General features: G+C 66.2%; 19 protein-coding genes. 4 read left to right on the top strand and 15 right to left on the bottom strand.

The window, feature by feature from the left end; genetic code table 11:
• The first annotated feature begins 71 nt into the window (after positions 1 to 71).
• The 3 genes from J1902_RS04585 (at position 72) to cpaB (ending at position 2,031) form a co-directional block, all read left to right on the top strand.
• Positions 72 to 704, top strand: a complete 633-nt coding sequence (locus tag J1902_RS04585) for a 5-formyltetrahydrofolate cyclo-ligase (protein WP_207615065.1) — start codon at positions 72 to 74, stop codon at positions 702 to 704.
• Positions 705 to 853: 149 nt separating this feature from the next.
• Positions 854 to 1,126, top strand: coding sequence for an FmdB family zinc ribbon protein (locus tag J1902_RS04580; RefSeq protein WP_207615064.1), 273 nt, complete (start codon positions 854 to 856; stop codon positions 1,124 to 1,126).
• A 152-nt stretch (positions 1,127 to 1,278) separates the two neighbouring features.
• Entirely contained in the window at positions 1,279 to 2,031 is a 753-nt protein-coding gene (gene cpaB / locus J1902_RS04575) for a Flp pilus assembly protein CpaB (protein ID WP_207615063.1), read from the top strand.
• A gap of 17 nt (positions 2,032 to 2,048) precedes the next feature.
• Here the strand turns inward: cpaB and J1902_RS04570 are convergent, their stop codons facing one another.
• The 12 genes from J1902_RS04570 to J1902_RS04515 all read right to left on the bottom strand — a co-directional run bounded on the left by J1902_RS04570 (position 2,049) and on the right by J1902_RS04515 (position 19,396).
• Positions 2,049 to 6,161, bottom strand: coding sequence for a DUF4011 domain-containing protein (locus tag J1902_RS04570; RefSeq protein ID WP_207615062.1), 4,113 nt, complete (start codon positions 6,159 to 6,161; stop codon positions 2,049 to 2,051).
• Positions 6,162 to 6,287: 126 nt separating this feature from the next.
• Positions 6,288 to 7,877: a glutamine-hydrolyzing GMP synthase gene (guaA, locus tag J1902_RS04565; protein ID WP_307794367.1), complete on the bottom strand. Its 1,590-nt coding sequence runs from the start codon at positions 7,875 to 7,877 to the stop codon at positions 6,288 to 6,290.
• 91 nt (positions 7,878 to 7,968) lie between these two features.
• Positions 7,969 to 8,472, bottom strand: coding sequence for a DUF3817 domain-containing protein (locus J1902_RS04560; protein ID WP_207615060.1), 504 nt, complete (start codon positions 8,470 to 8,472; stop codon positions 7,969 to 7,971).
• Positions 8,469 to 9,347, bottom strand: coding sequence for an SURF1 family protein (locus J1902_RS04555; protein ID WP_207615059.1), 879 nt, complete (start codon positions 9,345 to 9,347; stop codon positions 8,469 to 8,471). The genes J1902_RS04560 and J1902_RS04555 overlap by 4 nt, the downstream gene beginning before the upstream one ends.
• A gap of 104 nt (positions 9,348 to 9,451) precedes the next feature.
• Complete coding sequence (locus J1902_RS04550; RefSeq protein WP_207615058.1) at positions 9,452 to 9,940, bottom strand: PTS sugar transporter subunit IIA; 489 nt, start codon at positions 9,938 to 9,940, stop codon at positions 9,452 to 9,454.
• 44 nt (positions 9,941 to 9,984) lie between these two features.
• Entirely contained in the window at positions 9,985 to 11,736 is a 1,752-nt protein-coding gene (locus J1902_RS04545) for a glycerol-3-phosphate dehydrogenase/oxidase (RefSeq protein WP_207615057.1), read from the bottom strand.
• Between the two features lie 170 nt (positions 11,737 to 11,906).
• Positions 11,907 to 13,037 (bottom strand): GuaB3 family IMP dehydrogenase-related protein, encoded by a 1,131-nt coding sequence (locus tag J1902_RS04540; protein ID WP_207615056.1) that lies wholly within the window; start codon positions 13,035 to 13,037, stop codon positions 11,907 to 11,909.
• A 34-nt stretch (positions 13,038 to 13,071) separates the two neighbouring features.
• Positions 13,072 to 14,913: an ABC transporter ATP-binding protein gene (locus J1902_RS04535; protein ID WP_207615055.1), complete on the bottom strand. Its 1,842-nt coding sequence runs from the start codon at positions 14,911 to 14,913 to the stop codon at positions 13,072 to 13,074.
• Between the two features lie 86 nt (positions 14,914 to 14,999).
• Entirely contained in the window at positions 15,000 to 16,511 is a 1,512-nt protein-coding gene (gene guaB, locus J1902_RS04530; RefSeq protein ID WP_207615054.1) for an IMP dehydrogenase, read from the bottom strand.
• Between the two features lie 234 nt (positions 16,512 to 16,745).
• The gene (gene groL, locus J1902_RS04525) at positions 16,746 to 18,356 is read right to left on the bottom strand and encodes a chaperonin GroEL (protein WP_207615053.1); all 1,611 of its coding nucleotides are present in this window, start codon (positions 18,354 to 18,356) and stop codon (positions 16,746 to 16,748) included.
• 77 nt (positions 18,357 to 18,433) lie between these two features.
• Positions 18,434 to 18,730 carry a co-chaperone GroES gene (gene groES / locus J1902_RS04520; RefSeq protein WP_011775524.1) on the bottom strand — a complete coding sequence of 99 codons (297 nt, stop codon included), beginning with the start codon at positions 18,728 to 18,730 and terminating at the stop codon, positions 18,434 to 18,436.
• Between the two features lie 252 nt (positions 18,731 to 18,982).
• Complete coding sequence (locus J1902_RS04515; protein WP_242701589.1) at positions 18,983 to 19,396, bottom strand: hypothetical protein; 414 nt, start codon at positions 19,394 to 19,396, stop codon at positions 18,983 to 18,985.
• A 67-nt stretch (positions 19,397 to 19,463) separates the two neighbouring features.
• On the opposite strand from J1902_RS04515, the gene J1902_RS04510 reads away from it, so the two are divergent.
• Positions 19,464 to 20,702, top strand: coding sequence for a THUMP-like domain-containing protein (locus J1902_RS04510; RefSeq protein WP_207615052.1), 1,239 nt, complete (start codon positions 19,464 to 19,466; stop codon positions 20,700 to 20,702).
• Between the two features lie 18 nt (positions 20,703 to 20,720).
• Here J1902_RS04510 and J1902_RS04505 read toward each other — a convergent pair whose 3' ends face one another.
• The 3 genes from J1902_RS04505 to J1902_RS04495 form a co-directional block, all read right to left on the bottom strand.
• On the bottom strand, positions 20,721 to 21,533 hold the full coding sequence (locus J1902_RS04505; RefSeq protein ID WP_207615051.1) for a shikimate 5-dehydrogenase: 813 nt from the start codon (positions 21,531 to 21,533) through the stop codon (positions 20,721 to 20,723).
• Between the two features lie 89 nt (positions 21,534 to 21,622).
• Positions 21,623 to 21,745 carry a type B 50S ribosomal protein L36 gene (gene ykgO / locus J1902_RS04500; protein WP_011693081.1) on the bottom strand — a complete coding sequence of 41 codons (123 nt, stop codon included), beginning with the start codon at positions 21,743 to 21,745 and terminating at the stop codon, positions 21,623 to 21,625.
• A 29-nt stretch (positions 21,746 to 21,774) separates the two neighbouring features.
• A complete protein-coding gene (locus J1902_RS04495) occupies positions 21,775 to 22,911 on the bottom strand; it encodes a GTP-binding protein (RefSeq protein ID WP_207615050.1) in 1,137 nt (378 codons plus the stop codon).
• Positions 22,912 to 22,937: the final 26 nt, after the last annotated feature.

Below are 22,937 nucleotides of genomic sequence, written 5' to 3'. Positions count from 1 at the left end.
GGTCCAGGGGCACTTCTTCGTGGCCCTGGGCCCGACCGCGACTGCGGCCAGGTACAAAGGAACGGAAGAGCATGGCATCCAAGGAAGAGATCCGGAGTGAGCACCGGCGCCTCCGCAAGACCCTTAGCCCGACCCAACTGGAGGATGCCGGTTCAGGCGTGGCCGTGCACGGCGCAGACTGGGCAGCAGGGCGGGCCGGTGGAGCCCCGGCTGCCTTTGCCGTTTACTTGGGGGTTTCCTTTGAACCACCCACACTCCTGCTCATGGCTGCACTCCATGCGGCAGGACACCGGGTGCTCCTTCCTGTGTGCGAGCCCTCGCGGCAGCTCAGCTGGGTCCTTTGGACGCCCTCCACGCCATTTGTCAGCTCCAGCTACGCCCCCATTAACGAGCCTGTTGGCGAGCGGCTTCCCAGTACGGCGGCGGCCAGCGCGGCGGGCATCTTCCTGCCTGCCACAGCCGTGGACAGGGACGGCAACAGGATCGGCCAGGGCGGAGGCTACTATGACCGGCTTCTTGATTTCCTCGACAGTTCGGGAGTCCGGCCGCCGACCATCGCTGTGGTGTACGACAGCGAAGTGCTGCCTGCCGGCACCATCCCGGCGGAGCCGTTTGACCGCCCCGTGGCCGAGGCGCTGACGCCCTCCGGCGTCGTCCGGCTCGGTCCGGGGTCGACGGCGGATCCCGGACCGGGTGCGCCTTAACACTGCCGCTTGTGATAACCGGCATATTCCATGGCCGAGACGAACCTCCCGGATGATAGAATTGGCACTCAGGCCCTGAGACTGCTAGGCACCGTAACATCCGGTACCGCAGCGCAGGACCTGAACTTTGTCCTGGAGGAGGATCATCAGTGCCCACATATGCCTACGCCTGCAAGGACTGCGACCATGCCTTTGACATCGTCCAGGCCTTCACAGACAACTCCTTGACGGAGTGCCCCGAATGCCAGGGCTCCCTGCGCAAGAAGTTCAACAGCGTTGGTGTGGTCTTCAAGGGTTCAGGCTTCTACCGCACTGACTCCCGGGACGCCAAGGGCAGCACCGTGTCCGCCGCCCCCTCGGCACCCCCGGCCCCCGCCGCGGCACCTGCCGCCGCGCCGGCCCCCGTTGCCGCGGCCAGCTAGCAACTACTTATCCACATAGGGCCTCCGGGCCCTGCCGTTCGACGCCGGATGCTGGCTAGCGTGGCTGCATGCCACAACGATTCCAGACATCCCAGCCCGCACGGTCCCCGGCTGGCGCACGGCGCCCACAGCAGTCTGCGGGGTCCGGCCGGATGGCACGTACCCCGCACCGTCTTCAGAACGGAGCCGGGTACCGCGAGACGATCTCCGTCGCCGGCCGGATGGCACTGCCCCGGAAAATCAGTGGCTGGCTGAACCGGAACCGCCGCCTGATGGTGGCACTGTTGTTGTGCGCCGCCGCAGGCATTGCCGTCCATCAACTGACCCCGGCTTCTGAGCAACGCCTTCAGGTCCTGGCAGCGGCCCGGGACCTTCCCGCAGGTTCAAGTCTGGGCGCTGCCGATCTCATGCCCCTGGACGTGCCGCCCGACATGGCCCTGCCAGGCGCCATGCAGGCGGGCACCGCCTTTTCCGGCAGGCAGCTCGCCGCTCCCCTGCAAAGGGGCCAGATCCCCACCGAAGCGCAGCTCCTCGGCCCTGGGCTCCTCACGGGCGCTCCGGCCGGCTCCGCCGCGGTGCCGCTGCGAGTAGCCGATCCGGCGTCGATCCGTCTGCTCTCCCCCGGACATCTCATCACGATCGTACTGACCGGCACCGGCGGCTTCGAGGAATCCAGGAAAAGCGAAGTGCTCGCCACTGCCGTACCGGTGCTTTGGACCTCGGCACAGGGCGGACAACCCGGGCAGTGGCTCGGTACCGGAGAGACCGACGGCCTGGTGGTGGTGGCAGCGGGCCCTGCGCAGGCCGAAAAGCTTGCCGGTGCGTCGACACAGGGCAAGCTGTTCTTCGTGCTGGTCAATCCCCCGGCCACCATCGCCGGACCCGGTCCGGGAGCGCCCCGTTGAGCGCTGCCGACAAACAATCAGCCCCAGTGCGGGGGCTTCTGCTCCTTCAGCCACGCGTCGTGGTCATAGCCCGCATTGTCGCCCCAACGGCTCGGGTCATCCTCCGAGGCCTTGTTCGGCAGGACTCCCCCCGTGTCTTTCCTCGCGGTGTCGTTCAAGCCTGTCTTCACTCCTGCGTTTTTCGTGTCGTTGGCACCGGCGTCGGCGATGCCCTGATGACGTTCGTGCTTCTGCTCCACGGCCGGTCCTTCCGTGTGTTCCGAGCCTGCCGCCGCCCGGTAGCTGCCAAGCGCCGTCATGTTTTCCAGATCCAATTGTTCAACATCCACGTCCAGGAAGCCATGCTCCGCTGCACCCACGCGGCGATCCGTTTGCTTCTCAAGGCCCAGGTAGGCTGCGATCCGGTCAGCACACGTGGAGGGGTCGGTGAACACCTCGATGGTCCACAAAGACATGTAGCGCCACCCCATGCGTTCCAGGAGCTGTGGCCGGAGCCTGCTGCGCTCACGGACGCTCATGCGGCGGTACCGTTCCGTACCGTCGGATTCGATGGCCACGGGCGTGGGGAGCTCAGCGTGGTCCTGGCCGATGGTGTGGACCGGATCGGCAGCAGCGGCAATGTCCAGGGCGCCGTCGTAGAGATGCCAGACGCGGGCACCCCGTGCCCGAAGCCGCTCGCCAAGGTCCGCCACAAGAGGATCCTCGCCCAGCGCTTGCTCGCTCGCGGCCGACCTCGACGCGGGCGTCCCGAGGTTGCTGTTGCCGGACAGCTCCCGGTCAAGCAGTTCGTAGAAGTCGACCGCGCCGTGGGCCAGTCGGTCAAGGTCCAGGTCCTCTGGCCGGAAGCAGCTCAGGACGTGCATGGACCGCCTGGCACGGGTCATCGCCAGTGCGAAGCGGTTGCGCCCGCCTTCCACCGACAGCGGCCCGAAGGTGTGCAGCGCGCGGCCGTGTGGTGTCCGCCCGTAGCCGAGCGAGAAGATGACGTGTTCCCGGACCAGGCCCTGGGCCCGCTCGAGGTCCACCACCCGGAAGGATTCCGGCCCTGCGCCGAAGAACGGTGCCAGCGAGGGGTGGTTCGGCAACTGGAGGCGGATGGCTTCGCCAACGCGGGCGGCATGGCGCAGGCTGGCCGTCACAACCGCCAAGGACGTGCGTGGCCGCTGCCGGGCGTGCTCGAAGACCAGGTCCACCACGCGATTGACCTCGGCGGCCACGGACTCAACGCCCTCGTGGTCGGCGCCAGGCAATCCCGTGCCATCAGGAATGTATTCCACCAGGATGGAACGGTCGAGGCCTGTCACCGACTGGCCGTCGGGCAGGCGCCTGAGGGCACCGTCGTAGTAGTTCTTGCTCAGCTGCAGCACGAGGTCTTCATCCACGGCCCGGTAGACCCAGTTAAGCTGCCACGTGGGCAGGACCCGCGCCAGCGCGCTGAAGGCACTGTCCACGGCTTCATGGCTGGCCACGCCCGCAACTGGCGGCTCCACGGCGACGCTGAATATCCGCGCGTTGGCGACCTTGGCATCGCCAAAGGCCACTACCTGTTTTGCCCTTGCGATGGCCGGCAACACGGCCTGCAGCGAGGTGGTCTCGGCATCGATAATGACAACGGCATCGAATTTCTGCTCCGCCGGCAGCACACCGGTGAGCAGATAGGGGCTGACCGAGCAGACGGGCACCAGCAAAGGCACCAGGTCCGGTGCCTGGGCGCTCAGGGCTGCCAGTGTTACGCGGCCGTCCTTGATCAGTGCCTTCAGCAGTTCTGCCTGGCGGGGGTTCTCCGCGATGCCCGCCCGCCACCTTTCGGCAAGCTGCCACCGTAGCCGGGCTGCGCCGCTGGCAACGTGTGCCTGGTCCGCGAGGCGGTACTCGGCTTCGAGCTTGCGGAGGGAATCGCCGTCGGACATTGCCAGGTAGTCGTCCCCGCTGATCATGGCTTCCAATGCGGACTGCCACCAGGCGAGGTCCAGCTCCGCAGCGACGGATCCGGCCGGGACTTCCCGCTCGGCGAGGTCCGTCAGCAGCTCCGCGAGTCCGTGCTCGCGCATGTTCTCGATCAGAAGTGTCCGCTCTGGCAGCGTTTCGAGCGTGGCTGAGTCTGCAACCAGCCCTTCCAGGCGGGCCACGAGTTCAAGGTAGTCGGTGCCGTGGAGACCTCCGCCGTCGGCGGTGTGCTGGAGGGCATCCCCGAGACCACGCAAGTCGCGGTCCAGCTCGCGGTACAGGGTCCCGAGATCGGCCAGGCCGGATGGCACCGCCGGGTGCCGCTGCGTTGTGGCGTACCCGGACCATTGCGCACGTTGCTCCTGCACTTGCACGAGGGAGCTGTGGAGGTCGGCGATGTGCACGCCGGGGCGGACGTATTCTTTGGCCACTCGGCGCAGGCGGGAGCGCTGCATGGACGGCATTTCAAGATGATGTTCCCGGCGCCAAGCGGAGCTTGCCGTGGCGGAAATCAAGTCGTGGACCGGGCGGTCGAAAATGTCGGGGGTGAATTTGTCCAGGCTCTCCCGGACAGCCATCAGGAGTTCGAGCTGCCCACCCCACTCGGTGAAGTTTGCGCCCAAACGGATTTCGGCGTGCTCGGCCACCTGGTTCATGCGGTCCCGCAGCTGGGGAAGTTTCTCGGCAAGGGAGAGCGCCAGCCGCTGGGCTTCCTCGGTCTCCTTGCGTGTCACCAGCCTGGCGCCGTACCAGAGGCTCGACGTCGAAGCCCGGCTGAAACTGCCCAGCTCGGCCGCCCGGCGAAGGCGTCCGGCAAGCTCCGCCCTGTCCTTGATATTGTCCAGCACACTGCGCTTGAGGCGGACAGTGGTGGCGGGCGCAGGGTGGATGGACGTCAGCTCGGCAAGGGACTGCATGGCCTGGTACGGCGAGCAGCCCCAACGCTCGCGCACGTTGTGCAGGGAGGCGACATGGTCCATGAGGGCGTGCCGGTGCTCCGTGAGGGTCTTGTGCAGATTCCCCAGCTGCGGTTCGAGGGACTTCTCGTTCCTCATGATGGCCCGGACAAGCTGGTTCTTGAGCTGCTGCGGCGTGGAACCGTTGCCGGGGCGGAACAGCATCGAGTCGAGCCCCAGGGACTCCAAGTGCGTGGCGAGGCCGGCAAGGCTGGCCTGGCGGTCGCCCACCACCAGTACGGATTTACCCTCCCCGACCAGGGCCCCGATGGCGTTGATGGCCGTCTGTGTCTGGCCGCTGCCCGGAGGGGCACTGACCACCAGGGAATCGCCGGCGCGCACGGCGTCCACGACGTATTGCTGGTCCATGTCGGCGTCGAGCAGCAACAGCTCATCGGCAGGATCGCGCTGATCGAGGTCCTCGAAGCGTCCGGCCTTGATCGGCTCCGGCTCCACGTGTCCGCCGTTGGCCGCCGTGGCAAGGGCCGCCACCACGGGGTTGCTCTGGTTGATCCAGGGGTCGTCGAGGTTGCCGGAAAGGTCCGCCAACGTGGTGACGAGCAGGTTGAACTCAACCTCGGCCCCGTGGATCGGCTGCACCAGCGTGGAGATGCGGTCCAGGACCGGCTGTGGGTCCAGCCGCGCCGTGTTGTAGGCCATCCGGGCCACGGCCTGGACATCGAAGACGATGCCATGGACCGTTTTCAGGTGGCGGAGAAGGGCCGGGTTCATGCGGGCCTGCTCACTGAGCTGGAGTTCGTAGTCGTCTTCTCCGGGCCTGACAGTGAGCACGATAGAGGTCAGCATCACCGGGGCGGAAACGCGCTGCGGCTTCCCGCCGACGGCGGAAGTCCAGACGACCGTCCCGGCGGAGAGATAGCCGGCGTCGATGCCGCGGTCATTGCTGAGTTCGAAAATCTTGGACCGGATGTTCCGGGCCGCCCGCGCGGCGACCAGATACTGCTGGCGGTCGCGGATGAGGGTGGACAGGCGCGTACGCCGGCCGGCCAGCAGCTGCGCAAGGCCCGAGGGATGGGCGTTGCTGAGATCGATGGCACCCTCGGGCGTCTTGACGAAACGCAGCATTGTGTCGGCGCCGGTAACGGGCTTGAGCCCAGACAACCATTTCCGGAGTTCTTCAGAACCCTCTTCCGGGCGTTGACCTACTGACACAACTACTGCCTTCTTATCTGTACTAGCTTTAGACGCCTTGGACCATACCGGCATACGTTCGAGGGTAACGGAATCCGGCTGGAGGCCGCTCCGCAACACTGCCCCGGCAGCAATTCGCCGTCATATCACAGCGGAAAACGAAGTGGCCAGCCTCAGTGAAGAGGCCGGCCACTCAAAATGCTATTCCCACTCGATGGTTCCCGGTGGCTTGCTGGTTACGTCCAGCACCACCCGGTTCACGCCGTCCACCTCGTTGGTGATCCGGTTGGAGATCTTCGCGAGAAGGTCGTACGGAAGGCGTGACCAGTCGGCCGTCATGGCGTCTTCCGAAGAGACCGGGCGCAGGACGATCGGGTGGCCGTAGGTACGGCCGTCACCCTGGACGCCGACGCTGCGGACGTCAGCCAGCAGCACCACGGGCATCTGCCACACGTCGTTGTCCAGGCCGGCCGCGGTGAGCTCGGCCCGGGCAATCGCGTCGGCCTTGCGCAGCAGGTCCAGACGCTCCTGGTTGACTTCACCGACGATGCGGATGCCGAGACCGGGGCCGGGGAACGGCTGGCGGCCGACGATTTCCTGCGGCAGGCCCAGCTGGGCACCGACTGCACGGACCTCGTCCTTGAAGAGTGCCCGCAGCGGCTCAACGAGCTCGAACTGAAGGTCCTCCGGCAGGCCGCCCACGTTGTGGTGGCTCTTGATGTTGGCTGCGCCTTCGCCGCCACCGGACTCGACGACGTCCGGATACAGCGTGCCCTGGACCAGGAACTTGATCTTCTCGCCGGCGGCAGCGGCCTGGGCGATGATGGCCCGCTCCGCCTCCTCGAAGGCGCGGATGAATTCCCGGCCGATGATCTTGCGCTTGGTTTCGGGATCGCTGACGCCGGCAAGCGCGGACAGGAAGCGTTCCTGCTCGTTGGCGACGTAGAGCTTGACACCCGTGGCTGCCACGAAGTCGCGTTCAACCTGCTCGGCTTCGCCTTCGCGCAGCAGACCGTGGTCCACGAACACGCAGGTGAGCTGGTCCCCTACCGCACGCTGCACCAGGGCAGCTGCCACGGCCGAGTCGACGCCGCCGGACAGGCCGCAGATGACCTTGGAGTCGCCGATCTGCTTGCGGATGCGGTCAACCTGTTCTTCGAGGATGTTGCCGGTGGTCCAGTTCGGGGTCAGGCCCGCACCCTTGAAGAGGAAGTTTTCGAGGACCTGCTGGCCGTGGGCCGAGTGCTTGACCTCGGGGTGCCACTGCACACCGTAGAGCCGCTTTTCCTCGTTGGCGAAAGCCGCGACCGGGGCGCCGGCCGTCGTGGCCAGAACCTCGAAGCCCTCAGGGGCTACGTGGACGGAGTCGCCGTGGCTCATCCACGTGGTCTGGGATTCCGGCAGGTCAGCCAGGATGGAACGGGCTGCGCCCACGGCGGTTGCCTCGGTGGCGCCGTACTCCCGGAGGCCCGTCTGGGCCACGGTGCCGCCAAGGGCATTGGCCATGGCCTGGAAGCCGTAGCAGATGCCGAAGACCGGAACGCCGGCTTCAAAAAGGTCAGCGCCCACGCTCGGAGCACCTTCGGCGTAAACGCTCGACGGCCCTCCGGACAGGATGATCGCTGCGGGGTTCTTGGCCAGAAGCTGCTCGGTGGTGAAGGTGTGCGGAACAATTTCCGAGTACACATTCGCTTCACGGACGCGGCGGGCAATCAGCTGCGCGTACTGGGCACCGTAGTCAACAACCAGCACCGGCTTCTGGGAAGTCTGGGGTGCGGTGGGAATAGTCACCATACTAGACTACTTTGCCCGGCAGCCCCGGTGCACCTTGGGACCTTCCGCAAGGACCGCAAACGGCCCCCGCGTTAGCGATCTCACATTGCTAGTAGCGCTTGGAGGCCTGCGGGTTGGCAGCGAGCTCCGCTTCAACCTGCGCGTGGAACTTCTTCTCCACGATGAAGGACATCAGCGGAACAACGCCGCCGAGGGCGAGCAGGATGAGCTTCGCGAAGGGCCAGCGCATGAGGGACCAGAGGCGGAAGTTCGAGATCAGGTAGACCACGTACATCCAGCCGTGCACGATCAGCACGGTGACGGACAGGTTCAGGCCGCCGATCACGCCCTTCGGTTCGGAATCCGCGAAACCGAAGCCGAACGGCTGGCCGGTCACCGCGTTCGTGCCGCCTGCAAACAAAGAGAGGCCGAATCCGTAGCGGGCTGCGAGCTCGGCACACAGCAGCAAAAGCATGGCCCCCGTGAGGTATGCCAGGACCTTGTAGAACTTCAGGGCCGAGCGGATCTGGGCTTCCGTGCCGCCGAAGCGCCGCTTCTTGCTCTTGGCGGCTCCGGACTGTTCGGGCTGGACTGCCGGCTTGGGCTCAATCATTGCTGCACCTTTTGTTCTGGCTCATTGGTTGTTGAAACGTGTTGTGCGGGCCCGCTGTCGACGCCGTCGTGCGACTCGCTGCCGTTGTTGTCCGAGTCCTCGTCGGACTCCTCGTCCTCCAGGTCGCGCCGGTAGTCGTCGGCCACCATCCGCCACCAGATGTAGAGGGCAAAACCGGCGAAGACCACCCATTCCACGGAATAGAACAGGCTCTGCCAATTGACCTGCTGGGCCGGCGGCTGGGCCGGGATATTGAGGGCCTTCAGCGGTCCGGAAGCGGCAACGGAGGTGCCGCCGGAGCTTTCAGCGCTTGCGGCCACAAAACCCGGGTAGCTGGAGACGTCCCACTTGTTGATGAGTTCCGCCACGGAGACCGCGGACGCCCGGCCGGGACCGGCGTCGACGTTTGGCAGCGGCGCCTCGGACGGCAGCAGCCGTCCGCTCAGTTCAATGCCGCCCGACGGCGGCGGGCCGGCATCGGCGGGATCGGCCACCCAGCCGCGGGCCACGGGAATCCAGGTCCGCGGGGATGCCGCGGCACCGCTCAGCGTCGGGGCACCGTCGACGGCGAAGGCCGACACCACCCAGTAGCCCTTCTGCCCGCCGAACAGCCTGCCTTCGACGAGGACCTGTTTGGCGGGGTCGTAGCTGCCGGTGGCGCTGACCATCTGGTCTGACACCGTCCCCGGGAAGAACTGGCCCGGCTTGAGCACCGTGGTGAGGGGCTTGACCTCGTCCACCGTGGAGGAAACGGGCGCTTCGCTCTGTGTGGACCGGCCGAACTGCCATTGGCTGAGCAGCACGAACACCCCGGACAGGAGGAGCGCAAAGACCAGTCCTGCGATCCAGCGGGGTTTCAACGCGGTTTTCAACACCCCTTAAAGGTACTTTGTCCGGCTGTAGAACAACGAAACGAGAGTGGGGCAGCCGGGTCCCTACGTGGCGACGAAGTCGACATGAATAGGGCCTGCCCCACTTCTCAGTGGTCGAAGAAGACGAGACTTGAGTTGATCAATTCGGAGATGACCTCGGGGTCGTGGGCGCGCCGCAGGGATTCGCGGAAGGATTCCTTGGACAGGGACCTTGCCAGCGTGGCCAGTACTTCCAGGTGGTCGGAGAACGAACTGGCCGGCGTGGCGATGAGAAGGACAAGCGTGGCCGGACCGTCGCTGGCGCCGAAGTCCAGTGCGTGGCCGAACTTGGTAACGCCGACTGCGATGGAGATCTTGGACACGTACTCGCTGCGGGCATGCGGCAGGCCGATCCCGCCGGGCAGGCCGGTGGCCAGCTGGTGTTCGCGGGAATGTACCTGCTCGAGGAAGCCTTCGAGGTTGGAAATCCGCCCGGCGGCATGGAGACGTTCCGCGAGCTGCGCGGCGGCGTCAATCTTGTCCACGGCAACAAGCTCAAGAACCACGGTATCCGGTGTGGTCAGTTCGGCATCATACGGATCCAGTGGTTCAGCCACGTCGTTTCCCTCCAGTACGGCCTCCCGGCCGGGTCCATTGCCTGTCAGCGCAGGGGAATGATGTCATCCACCCCCATGCGCGCGGCATCCGCGGATTCGTCGTCGGGCTGCTGCTGGCTGAGCCGCTCGGCTTCGACCCGTGCCAGATAGTGCCTGATTTCGCTTTCCCGCTGCGCTTCGCTCCAGCCAAGGATGTCACCCATCAGCTTAGCGACTACAGGAACCGCGGACACACCCCGGTCCCAGGACTCGATCGAGATGCGGGTCCGCCGGGTGAGAACGTCATGGACGTGCCGCGCCCCCTCATGCGTAGTGGCGTAGACGACCTCGGCCGCGAGGTAGTCGTCGGCGCCGGGCAGCGGATCGCCGAGCCCGGGTTCGTTGGCGATAAGAGCAAGCAGTTCCGAGGCCAGTGAGCCGTAGCGGTTGAGCAGGTGCTCCACGCGCGCCACGTGGACGCCGGACTCTTCCGCCGCACGCGCCCGGCGGTTCCACGCGGCTTTGAATCCTTCGGCGCCCAGCAGCGGAATGGTCTCCGTGCAGCTTGCGGGAACGCGCTCGTCCATGGCCCTGGTGGCCTCGTCCACAGCGTCCTTCGCCATCACCCGGTACGTGGTGAACTTCCCGCCGGCCACCACCACGAGCCCCGGCACGGGGTGCGCCACGACGTGCTCACGGGAGAGCTTGGCGGTGGAGTCGTTCTCGCCGGCGAGCAGCGGCCGGAGCCCCGCGTAGACGCCCTCGACGTCCTCACGGGTCAGCGGCCGCTTCAGGACGCGGTTAACGTGTTCCAGAACGTAGTCGATGTCCTTGCTCGACGCGGCCGGATGCGCCTTGTCCAGCGTCCAGTCGGTATCCGTGGTGCCGATGATCCAGTGCCTGCCCCAGGGGATGACGAAGAGCACGGACTTCTCGGTCCGCAGGATCAGCCCGACCGTGGACTGGAAACGGTCACGGGGAACCACCAGGTGGATGCCTTTGGAAGCCCGGACCTTCAGCTGGCCGCGCTCAGTGACCATGGCCTGGGTTTCATCCGTCCACACCCCGGTGGCGTTGACCACTTGCTTCGCCCGGACATCGAAGGTGCTGCCGTCCTCCTGGTTTTCCAGCCTGGCGCCGACCACCCGCTCGCCTTCCCGGAGGAATTCGACCACCCGCATCCGGTTGACGGCGTGTGCCCCGTAGTGGGCCGCCGTGCGGACCACGTTCACCACCAGGCGGGCGTCATCCACCTGGGCGTCATAGTAGCGGATGGAACCCACGAAGGCGTCGTTCTTCAGGCTCGGTGCCGCCCGCAGCGTGCCGCGCTTGAAGAGATGCTTGTGCATGGGCACGCCGCGGCTGTTGCCGGACGTGATGCCCAGGGTGTCGTACAGCAGGATGCCCGCACCGACGTAGGGCCGCTCCCAGAACCGGCGCGTCAACGGGTAGAGGAACGGAACGGGACGGACCAGATGGGGAGCGATGCGCTGGATGAGGAGCCCGCGTTCCTGCAGCGCTTCCTGGACCAGCCCGAAGTCGAGCATCTCCAGGTAGCGGAGCCCGCCGTGGATCAGCTTGGAGGACCTCGATGAGGTCCCCGAGGCCCAGTCCCGGGCCTCGACGATGCCCACCGTCAGCCCGCGCGTCACGGCGTCGAGGGCCGATCCGGCGCCCACTACGCCTCCACCAACAATGAGGATGTCGAGTTCCTGCCCGGGGACACCGGTGCCCTTCAGGACCTCGATGGATGCGGCACGGGACTCGGGGCTGAGGGCCCCGGCCTTCCCGTTCGACCCGCTTGCGACACTGCTCATCGGACGCCTCCAATCGCGCAAAAAAGCCCGTAGTCCCCCACACTACTTGCTACAGGCGGGCTTGGGCAGGCCTCCACGCGGCGTGCGACGGCGCGCTGCGTCCGGAACGCACAAGAGCCCGCCACCCCTCGCTACAGGCGAAAGGAGGGCGGGCTCTTGAACGGTGGAACCTAGTTGTACGGCGAGACGACGACGTCGACGCGCTGGAATTCCTTGAGGTCCGAGTACCCGGCGGTCGCCATGGAGCGGCGCAGGGCACCGACCAGGTTGGAGGTGCCGTCGGTGTGGTGGCCCGGTCCGAAGAGGACCTCCTTCAGCGGGCCGACAGTGCCGACGTTGACGCGGTCGCCACGCGGCGATTCGAGGTGGTGGGCTTCCGGGCCCCAGTGCCAGCCGCGGCCGGGGGCTTCATCGGCGCGGGCGAGCGCACTGCCGAGCATGACGGCGTCGGCGCCCATGGCGATGGCCTTGACGATGTCGCCCGAGCTGCCCATGCCGCCGTCGGCGATCACGTGCACATAGCGTCCGCCGGACTCGTCCATGTAGTCGCGGCGGGCGGCAGCGACGTCGGAGATGGCGGAGGCCATCGGCGAGTGGATGCCCAGGGCGCGGCGCGTGGTGCTGGTGGCACCGCCGCCGAAGCCCACCAGGACACCGGCAGCGCCGGTGCGCATCAGGTGCAGGGCAGGCGTGTACCCGGCCGCACCGCCGACGATCACGGGGACGTCGAGCTCGTAGATGAACTGCTTGAGGTTCAGCGGTTCGTGGGTCTTGGAGACGTGCTCGGCGGACACCGTGGTGCCGCGGATGACGAAAATGTCGACGCCGGCAGCGACCACGGTCTTGTAGTGTTCCTGCGTGCGCTGCGGGGTCAGGGAGCCGGCAACAGTGACGCCGGCCGCGCGGATCTCGGCGAGCCGGGAGCGGATCAGCTCGGGCTGGATGGGTGCCTTGTAGAGTTCCTGCATGCGGCGGGTGACGGCCGGACTGCTGGTTTCGTCGTCGAGGCCCGCGATTTCGTCCAGCACTGCCTGCGGGTTTTCGTAGCGGGTCCACAGGCCTTCGAGGTCAAGGACACCGAGGCCGCCCAGGCGGCCCAGTGCGATGGCGCTGTCCGGGGACATCACCGAGTCCATGGGTGCGCCGATCACGGGCATGTCGAACTTGTAGGCGTCGATCTGCCAGGAAACAGAGACGTCCTGCGGGTCACGGGTGCGACGGTTGGGGACGATCGCGATGTCATCCAGGGAGTAGGCACGACGCCCACGCTTGCCACGGCCAATCTCAATCTCGTAAGTCACTGCTCGAGTTTATCCCAGTGCAGCTGTCCTCCTGCTAACCGTGGCCGGCCTCGTCGACGCTGAGCTGGGATTCGAACATCCTGAAGTAGCGGCCGCGCAGTGCCACCAGCTCCTTGTGCGTGCCCCGTTCCACAATCTGCCCGTCCTCGAGCATGAAGACAATGTCGGCTTTCTCAATGGTGGCAAGCCGGTGGCTGATCGCAATGATGGTGCTGCTCCGGTCCGCGAACAGCCGGGTGAAGATCCGGTGCTCAGCCAGTGCGTCAATGGCCGAGGTTGGCTCGTCCATCACCATGAAGGTAGCGTTCCGGTAGAAATTCCGGGCCATCGCGAGCCGCTGCCACTGGCCACCGGAGAGTCCACTGCCCTTCCGGCCGCGCGGGTCCTCCATCCAGTTGCTGACATGGTTGTCCAGGCCGTTGGGCAGCTTATTGATGAACTCCAACGCTTCTGCATCGCCCGCCGCCCGGCGGATCCGGTCATCGTCCCGGGGCGAATCGACGTCACCAAAGCGGATGTTCTCGGCAGCTGTGGCGAACTCGTACTTGAGGAACTCCTGGCTCAGCACCGCCAGGTGGCGGTGCCAGGACATGACGTCGACGGCGGCGAGGTCAACGCCGTCGAGCATCACCTGACCGGAGTCGGGCCGGTAGAGTCCGGCGAGGATCCGGATCAGGGTGGACTTTCCCGCACCGTTCTCGCCAACGATCGCAATGTGCTGGCCCTGCCTGATGGTCAGGGAAACGCCTTTGATGACCTCGATGTCGCTGCCGGTGTAGCTGAAGCGGATGTCCTGCATTTCCACGGTTTCGGGGGCATGGGCAAGCGGCGGCTCGGTCCCGAAAGGCACCGGCAGGGCCATGAACAGCTCGTAGTCCTTGAGGTTGGCAAGGTCCTCGTCGATGGAGCTCAGTGAGGACACGAGGTTGTTGGCTGTGGAGAGCGCTCGGCTGACGATCTGCTGGACGTACAGGAACTGGCCCACTGGCTGCGCCCGGGCGATGATCTGCCCCACCACCCAGATGAGGGAGACAACCTCCGCACCGTACTGCAGGGCATCGGCCGCCAGCTGCTTGGGGATGTAGCGTTTTTGGAAGTCGAGCCGGCGGCGCTCGTCCTGGTCACGCAGCCGGGATCGCAGGCCCATGAGGAACCCGACAATCCCGTAGAGCCGCATTTCGGCGATGTGCTGCGGGCGCAGCAGGTTGGTCTCGATCATCCGCCGCTGCCGGCGCGAGTCCACCTGGGTGTTCCAGTGCGCAATCTGTTCCCGGGACAGCTTGAACTGCAGGTACACGCTGGGCACGATCGCCACCAGCACGATCACCGCTATCCACCAACTGACGAGCAACAGGGCCCCGATGGCCAGCACGACGGACACAAGCTGGGTAAAGATGGCGGCGATGCGGTCCAGGACCCGGGCGTAGGAATCCGAGAAGCGCTTGGCGCGGTCATACAGGTCGACCGTCTCTTTGTCGTCATAGCGCCAGAACTCCAGCGCCAGGAAGCGCTCGTACATGAGGTCCCCGACGATCGCCCCCACCTTGAAGCTCATGAGCTGCTGGATGTAGCGGTCAACGCTGCTGAAGGCGCCCCAGAACAGCCCCAGCGCCGCAGTGATGACGACGTACAGAACGGCCCGCGGACCGGCGTCGGGGTCCCCCGCATAACCGGCCGCCAGGGCAGTGGTGGTCAGCGCTGCGAAATAGGTGGTGACGAGCGGCAGCGTAGCGGAAATAAGCGAACCGGCTACCTTCATGACGACCGCGGCCGGCGAGGCCTTGAAACTGACCTTGAGAACCTGCCCGACGGCGCGGGCGTACGGGCGGAGCGCGAGCTTCCGCTGCGGTTCTCTGGCCGGCATCAGTTCGGACATGGCATCAGCCTAATCCGCGGCGGCAGTCGCCAAGCACAACGCCAGTACCCCGCGGGGAAGCCCCACGGGGAACTGGCGTTTGATTTCTAGCGGGAGCCGTAGTTGGGGGCTTCCACGGTCATCTGGATGTCGTGCGGGTGCGATTCCTTCAGGCCTGCCGGGGTGATACGGACGAACTTGCCGCGTGCCTTGAGCTCGGCGATGGTGGGTGCGCCCGTGTAGAACATGGTCTGGCGCAGCCCGCCGACCAACTGGTAGGCCACCGAGGCCAGCGGACCGCGGAAGGCCACGCGGCCCTCGATGCCCTCGGGGATGAGCTTGTCATCGCCGGAGACGTCGGCCTGGAAGTAGCGGTCCTTGGAGTAGGACGTGTTCTTGCCGCGGGACTGCATGGCGCCCAGGGAGCCCATGCCGCGGTAGCTCTTGAACTGCTTGCCGTTGACGAAGATGAGTTCGCCCGGGGACTCCTCGCAGCCGGCCAGGAGGGAACCCAGCATGACCGTGTCGGCACCGGCAACCAGGGCCTTTCCGATGTCGCCCGAGTACTGCAGGCCGCCGTCGGCGATCAGCGGGACGCCGGCCGGGATGGCTGCCTTGGCGGATTCGTAGATGGCGGTGATCTGCGGGACGCCCACGCCGGCCACCACGCGGGTGGTGCAGATGGAGCCCGGGCCCACGCCCACCTTGATGCCGTCGGCGCCGGCGTCGATCAGGGCCTGGGCGCCTTCGCGGGTGGCGGCCTGGCCGCCGATGATGTCCACGTGCGCGGCAACGGGATCGGACTTCAGGCGGGCGATCATGTCCAGCACACCCTGGGAGTGGCCGTTGGCGGTGTCCACGAAGAGGGCGTCCACCCCGGCGTCGATGAGCTTCATGGCGCGCTCCCAGCCGTCGCCGAAGAAGCCGATGGCCGCGCCAACGCGCAGGCGGCCTTCCTCGTCCTTGGTTGCCAGCGGGTACTGCTCGGCCTTGGTGAAGTCCTTGGTGGTAATGAGGCCCTTGAGGCGGCCCTGCTCGTCAACCAGCGGGAGCTTCTCGATCTTGTTGGTGGCCAGCTTGTACGAAGCTTCCTCGCGGCTGATGCCCACGTGCCCGGTGATGAGTGGCATCTTAGTCATGACGTCGCTGACGCGGCGCAGTGGGAAGTCGGACTCCGGCACAAAGCGGGTGTCGCGGTTGGTGACGATGCCCAGGAGACGGCCATCGGCTTCAACGACCGGCAGGCCGGAAACGCGGTAGCGCGAGCACAGCTCATCCAGTTCAGCCAGGGTGGCTTCCGGGCCGATGGTCAGCGGGTTGGTGATCATGCCGGACTCGCTGCGCTTGACGCGGTCCACGTGCTCGGCCTGGTCGTCAATCGACAGGTTGCGGTGCACAACACCCAGCCCGCCTTGGCGGGCCATGGCGATGGCCATGCGGGATTCCGTCACGGTGTCCATGGCTGCGGAGAGCAGCGGCGTCTGGACCGAGATGCGTTTGGAGATGCGGGACGAGGTATCGGCCTCGGATGGGATCACGTTGGTGTGTCCCGGCAACAGCAGGACGTCGTCATACGTGAGGCCGATGAAGCCGAAGGGGTCGTGTTCGGGCTGGGTCATGAGTGCGCCTCTTACCGGGGTTCTTGGGGGCTAACGGGTAGGGGTTGCAACTGATGACCAGCCCGTCATTACGGGTCTGGTCCGTGCAGGTATTGGATAAATAGTAGAACCTCGGCGGCGATCGCCATATTCCGCGGCGGCAATGTGTGAGCAACGGCACGCTGCGGCAGGACAAAGAAAGCGGGTGCCCGGCTTGAGCCGGGCACCCGCTTTCTTTGCTAGTTCAGCAAGCCGCTAGTGCTTGTGGCCTGCGTGCTGGTCTTCCTCGGCCGGCTTTTCGACAACCAAGGTCTCGGTGGTGAGAACCAGTGCGGCGATGGATGCGGCGTTGCGCAGTGCCGAACGGGTCACCTTGACGGGGTCGATGACGCCTGCGGCGACGAGGTCCTCGTATTCACCGGTCTTGGCGTTGAAGCCCTGGTTGTTGTCCAGTTCGGAAACCTTGGCAACAACCACGTAGCCGTCGAAGCCGGCGTTCTGGGCGATCCAGCGCAGCGGCTGGGTCAGGGCGCGGCGGACGATGCCGACAGCAGCAGCTGCGTCACCTTCCAGGGCCTTGACGGCTGCGTCCTCGTCCAGTGCCTTGAGGGCGTGGATGAGGGCGGAACCGCCACCGGAGACGATGCCTTCTTCGAGGGCGGCACGAGTGGCGGAAACGGCGTCCTCGATGCGGTGCTTCTTTTCCTTCAGCTCGACCTCGGTGGCTGCGCCGACCTTGATCACGCCGATGCCGCCGGCCAGCTTGGCCAGGCGTTCCTGCAGCTTTTCCTTGTCCCAGTCGGAATCCGTCCGGGTCAGCTCGGCACGCAGCTGGGCCACGCGGGCTGCAACGTCTTCCGCGGATCCTGCACCGTCAACAATGGTGGTGTTGTCCTTGGTGACCGTGATACGGCGGGCCGTACCCAGGACCTCGAGGCCAACGGTGTCCAGGCTCAGGCCAAGCTCTGCGGAGACAACCTGTGCGCCGGTGAGGGTCGCGATGTCCTGCAGCATGGCCTTGCGGCGGTCGCCGAAGCCCGGAGCCTTGACGGCCACAACGTTCAGGGTGCCGCGGATGCGGTTGACGATCAGCGTGGACAGTGCCTCGCCGTCGATGTCTTCAGCAATGATGAAGAGCGGCTTGGCGGCCTGCAGGGCCTTCTCCAGCAGCGGCAGGAATTCCTGCAGCGAGGAGATCTTGCCCTGGTTGATCAGGATGAGGGCGTCCTCGAGGACGGCTTCCTGGCGCTCAGCGTCGGTGACGAAGTACGGGGACAGGTAGCCCTTGTCGAACTGCATGCCCTCGGTGAGGACCAGTTCGGTCTGCGTGGTGGAGGACTCTTCGATGGTGATGACACCATCCTTGCCGACCTTGCCGAAAGCTTCGGCCAGCAGCTCGCCGACCTCGTCGCTCTGGGCGGAGATGGAGGCAACGCTGGCAACCTGGGTGCCCTCAACCTCGCGTGCGTTCTCCAGCAGGCGTGCAGCAACGGCTTCAACGGAAACCTCGATGCCGCGCTTGATCTCGCCCGGAGCTGCGCCGGCAGCAACGTTGCGCAGGCCTTCCTTGACGAGGGCCTGCGCCAGCACGGTAGCCGTGGTGGTGCCGTCGCCGGCGACGTCGTTGGTCTTGGTGGCGACTTCCTTGGCCAGCTGGGCGCCAAGGTTCTCGTAGGGGTCGTCCAGCTCAACTTCGCGGGCGATGGTGACGCCGTCGTTGGTGATCGTGGGGGCGCCCCACTTCTTGTCCAGTACGACGTTGCGGCCGCGCGGGCCAAGCGTCACCTTGACGGTGTTGGCGAGCTTGTCGATACCGGCCTCAAGCGACCGGCGGGCAGCATCGTTAAACGCAAGCTGCTTTGCCATGGGTTTGTCCTTTCAAGACAGAAAACCCGCACCGCTGATCCAGCTGTGCTTGATCTGCGGTGCGGGGCTCCAGGAAGTTACTTAACGACGATCGCCAGAACGTCGCGGGCGGACAGCACGAGGTACTCGTTGCCGCCGGTCTTGACTTCGGTTCCACCGTACTTGGAGTAGATGACGACGTCGCCAACGGCTACGTCAACGGGAACGCGGTTGCCGTTGTCATCGAAACGGCCGGGGCCGATTGCAACAACTTCGCCTTCCTGCGGCTTCTCCTGTGCGGAGTCCGGAATGACCAGGCCGGAAGCCGTGGTCTGCTCTGCTTCGAGCGGGCGAACAACAATACGATCCTCAAGAGGCTTAATCGAGACCGACACTCGGACTCTCCTTTTCATGAGCTGATTCATGGACAAACAGACTGGGGTGCCGAGGCGCGCAAACCGTCGTCGCGGTGCCGGTAGCTGCCTGGCGGTGGTGATTAGCACCCTCCTAGGGAGAGTGCTAACCACGACTCTATGTAAGGCGTTAGCACTCGGTCAAGGTGAGTGCCAGAATTTCGTCACGGGTGAACGCCACGGCACGCGACCAAACGCTCAGTCACGCGACCAGGAGCCTCGTGCGCCGGGACCCTAGTCCCTGGTGAGGTCCTCCAGATCGACGTCCTCATCGTCGTCGCCGTCTTCCGCAGAGGCGGCACCGCGGTTGAGGTACAGGACCACGGCCCCGGCAAGGGCCACGGCGGCGGAAACGAGCAGCACTATGGTGCCGCCGATGCGGACCCCGGTGTACTGCTCGCGGATGTCCCTGGCCTCATCCGTGGCGTCGCTGACGCTCTGGCCGGAGACCGAATAGGCGGCGGCGTTGAAGGTATCGAGGGCGAAGATGATCACGAGCAGCGCGATGCACACCGCTGCGACTGCGGCCCCGGCAATGAGGGCGGGCCGGGCATACGTCACGGGATTCCTGGTGGACACGGGCCCGGCAGCGGCGGAGGCAGTGGTGTCGTTGCTTTCGTCGGGCTGCTGTGCTGCGTTGTCTTCCATGAAATCAACCCTATCGGGATGATCGGACCGCCGCAGGCGTGTGACACCGGACAGTAGGCTTGATCCCATGGCTGACGCACCCCAGGACCAGATCGCCCACCTTCTGACAAGTGAAGGCTGGGAACTGCTCGCCTCCCTGGGGCCCTACCGGGAGAGCGAGGCCTTCAGCGTGAACGCGGGCCTCCGGAAGGCCGGCCACTCCCCCGAGCTCGTGGCCGCCGTGCTCACGCAATCACGGCTGCGGACCCGCGCCGAGGCCAAATTCGGCGAGTTCGCCCGGCAGATGCTCTTCACGCAGGCCGGGCTTGAGCAGGCCACGCGCCTGAATGTCGCGGCCCGGCACGCCGAGCGCTTCGTCAAGGCCGGCACCGGCCACGTTGCCGACCTCGGGTGCGGCCTCGGCGCCGATTCCATGGCGCTGGCGTCCATGGATATCAAGGTCACCGCCGTGGAGCTGGACGAAGCCACCGCCGCCTGCGCCACAATCAACCTCATGCCGTTCCCGCACGCCACCGTGGTCCATGCGGATGCCACGGCCGTGTCCTTGGAAGGGATCGACGGCGTCTGGCTGGATCCCGCGCGGCGCACCACCTCGTCGTCGGGCACCAAGCGGATCTGGGATCCGGAGGACTTCTCACCCCCGCTGTCCTATGTGGAATCCCTGGCGGCTTCCGGCCGGGCCGTGGGCGTCAAAATGGGGCCGGGCATACCGCATGACTCGGTTCCGGCCGGCTGCGAGGCCCAGTGGATGTCCGTAGGTGGCGACGTCACAGAGGTGGCCCTCTGGTTCAATGCGGTGGCACGTCCGGGCGTGCGCCGGGCCGCCCTGGTGATCGGGGCGCGCGGCGCCGCCGAGATCACCAGCGGCGAGGACTTCGGCGGCGGCCCGCTGCCCGACGTCGGGCCGGTGGAGGGCTACCTTTACGAGCCCGACGGCGCCGTCATCCGCGCCGGGCTCGTGGCCGACGTCGCGCTGCAGCTGGGCGGCCACCTCGTGGACGAGCACATCGCCTACATCTGCGCCCCGGCGCTTCGGGACACGCCCTTTGCCCGGGCCTACAAGGTACTCGAGGTCATGCCCTACAACGTCAAGGCGCTGAAGGCCTGGGTCAAGGCCAACGGCGTGGGCGTGCTGGACATCAAGAAGCGCGGCACCGCCGTGACACCCGAGGAGCTGCGCAAGCAACTGCTCCCCGGCGGAAAGTCCGGAGGGAAGAGGGGAAGCAAAACAGCCACCCTGGTCCTCACGCGGATCGGCGAGGAGCGGGTGGCTGTTGTGGTGGAGCCGGTGGCAGCGGCGGCGTAGAGCCACCTGCCGCGGAAACTAGCTGCGTGAGAACTCGGAGGCTTCGCGGACCTGCTCCGCAGTGGGGCGGACGCCGGTGTAGAGCACGAACTGCTCCTCCGCCTGGATCGCGATGACCTCGGCCCCGGTAATGACCGGCTTGCCGGCTGCACGGGCGGCCGTGATAAGCGGCGTCTCCGAGGGAAGCGCGACGACGTCGAACACCACCTGCGCGGCGGCCACGGTGGCGTCGTCGAAGGACTGCGCCGTTTCATCCGCACCGGCCATGCCGAGCGGTGTCACGTTGATGATGAGATCTGCCGTGGAACCCTCGACGTCGGCCTGCCAGCCAAAGCCGTAAAGGTCCGCCAGCGCCCGGCCGGTTCCCTCGTTGCGGGCCACGATGGTGACGTCCGTGAACCCTGCGTCGCGCAGGGCCGCTGCGACCGCCTTGGCCATGCCGCCGGCACCGCGCAGCAGCACCGAGTGGCCGTGCGGCACGGCGTGGTCCTGCAGGAGCCGGGCGATGGCGATGTAGTCGGTGTTGTACGCCGTCAGCACACCATCCTGGTTCACGATGGTGTTCACCGAGTCGATCGCCTTGGCCGAGGGGTCCATGACATCCACGAGGGGGATGACCGCTTCCTTGTACGGCATGGAAACGGCGGCACCACGGATGGGGAGACCCCGGATGCCGGCCACTGCCAGGGTGATGTCCGCGGGAGCGAATGCCTTGTAGACAAAGTTGAGGCCGAGCAGATCGTAGAGGTAGTTGTGGAACCTCGTACCGATATTGCTCGGCCTGGCTGCCAGCGAGATGCACAGGGACATGTCTTTGTTCAGAATGGGCATGTGCTCCATTAAACAGTGGCCGTGGCCAGAGTCACCAGATATGTCATATTTATGCGCCTCCGGCCGCTACGCCCGGCAATCCCCCTCGCTCAGCCCTGCCGGGCCTTCATGCGCGGGTTCTTCTTGTTGATGACGAAGGTGCGGCCCCTGCGGCGCACGATTTGGGCGCCTGGGATCTTCTTGAGGGCGCGCAGCGAATTCCTGACTTTCATGGTTTCTCCTTTGGTAGTGGATCTTGGGTCTACAGGCCGGTTTCGAGCCCGAGCGGGTCCTCGAGTTTGCTGAAGTCGAGCCGCATTTCCGCATCGCTGAGCTGGCAGCCGTCCAGCAGGCCGCGGATCTCGCGGGGATCGACATCCTCACCGCGCCCGGTCACGGCCAGCACGGTCCCGCGGTCGCCGAAGGTGGGGTGCCAGTCCAGCGCGGCGTCGACGTCGGACGCCGGTAGGGTGCCGCTGCGGGGGTCATGCCCGGCGTCGGCAAGCCACTGCCCGGTGCCTTCCAGCCAGACGCGGGGCCCGATCCCCTGGACGGCGATCCGGGTGGTGGCTGCCGAGGCGATCCACAGCCGGCCACGGAGCCAGTGCGAACCTGCGGCCAACTGCGGCAGGGCCTCGCGGAAACGGCCCGGGTGCAAGGGTCGCTCCACTTTGTGGAGCACGGTACGGAAGGTCCCCGCGCCGGCGTCGAGCGGTACACGGACGGCGCCCCGGCGGGTCCGAGCGTGGGCCTCACCACTGTCGTAGCAGCCCGGCCGGAAGTCATCGTGCACGCCGGACACCGCGGCGTGCGGAGCCAGCTGGCCGCACAACTCCACGCCGTGGTCCCAGGCCCCGGACTGCGGTCCGCCGCCCAGTTCGGCGCCAAGTCCGGGCTGGATCATGACCGTGTCCACGTGCCCGAATTCGCCGATCAGGAATTCCCCGCTGGTGCGCTCGTCCTCGGGCATGGAGGTGAAGCCGGATTCATAGAGGGTGTGCCGGTCCCAGATGTGGTCCTCGAGTTCGGCGGGGTCGATCGCAAGCACGGCGTTGTCGATCACGGCGGGCCGGTCCAGTCCGCGGCGCAGTTCAGCCACCGCCATGTCCACGGAGACTCCCGGGGGCAGGCCCAGGACGATGTGGTCGTGGCCGCAGGCGGCCAGCCGCTCCGCCGTCGGGACAACATCCAGGCGGACGGTGCAACTGAGGCAGCCGTGCTCCAGCATGGTTTCGCTCCGTTCCAGGAGCTCGCCGTCGCGGTAGACGCGGCGCAGGACCAGCGATCCGTCCAGGAGGTCATGCAGGACCACCACCGAATTGCTGTGCGTAGGGCCCAGGCGCGCGGTGGCGACCTCACGGCACTGGCTGTCAAGGGAGCTGACGACGGAAAGATGCATTCACAGAGTCTAAATGCAAACAATTC

The organism is Arthrobacter cavernae (genome assembly GCF_017368795.1).
GTDB lineage: Bacteria > Actinomycetota > Actinomycetes > Actinomycetales > Micrococcaceae > Arthrobacter > Arthrobacter cavernae.
This window is presented reverse-complemented; position numbering and strand designations above follow the sequence as displayed.

What these genes read in the sequence shown, in the direction of transcription:
- ykgO (WP_011693081.1), bottom strand. Translation starts at nt 21,745, where the DNA reads ATGAAAGTCAGGAATTCGCTGCGCGCCCTCAAGAAGATCCCAGGCGCC.
- J1902_RS04585 (WP_207615065.1), top strand. Translation starts at nt 72, where the DNA reads ATGGCATCCAAGGAAGAGATCCGGAGTGAGCACCGGCGCCTCCGCAAG.
- J1902_RS04535 (WP_207615055.1), bottom strand. Translation starts at nt 14,913, where the DNA reads ATGTCCGAACTGATGCCGGCCAGAGAACCGCAGCGGAAGCTCGCGCTC.
- J1902_RS04570 (WP_207615062.1), bottom strand. Translation starts at nt 6,161, where the DNA reads ATGCCGGTATGGTCCAAGGCGTCTAAAGCTAGTACAGATAAGAAGGCA.
- J1902_RS04545 (WP_207615057.1), bottom strand. Translation starts at nt 11,736, where the DNA reads ATGAGCAGTGTCGCAAGCGGGTCGAACGGGAAGGCCGGGGCCCTCAGC.
- cpaB (WP_207615063.1), top strand. Translation starts at nt 1,279, where the DNA reads ATGGCACGTACCCCGCACCGTCTTCAGAACGGAGCCGGGTACCGCGAG.
- J1902_RS04510 (WP_207615052.1), top strand. Translation starts at nt 19,464, where the DNA reads ATGGCTGACGCACCCCAGGACCAGATCGCCCACCTTCTGACAAGTGAA.
- guaB (WP_207615054.1), bottom strand. Translation starts at nt 16,511, where the DNA reads ATGACCCAGCCCGAACACGACCCCTTCGGCTTCATCGGCCTCACGTAT.
- J1902_RS04495 (WP_207615050.1), bottom strand. Translation starts at nt 22,911, where the DNA reads ATGCATCTTTCCGTCGTCAGCTCCCTTGACAGCCAGTGCCGTGAGGTC.
- J1902_RS04560 (WP_207615060.1), bottom strand. Translation starts at nt 8,472, where the DNA reads ATGATTGAGCCCAAGCCGGCAGTCCAGCCCGAACAGTCCGGAGCCGCC.
- J1902_RS04515 (WP_242701589.1), bottom strand. Translation starts at nt 19,396, where the DNA reads ATGGAAGACAACGCAGCACAGCAGCCCGACGAAAGCAACGACACCACT.
- J1902_RS04505 (WP_207615051.1), bottom strand. Translation starts at nt 21,533, where the DNA reads ATGCCCATTCTGAACAAAGACATGTCCCTGTGCATCTCGCTGGCAGCC.
- groL (WP_207615053.1), bottom strand. Translation starts at nt 18,356, where the DNA reads ATGGCAAAGCAGCTTGCGTTTAACGATGCTGCCCGCCGGTCGCTTGAG.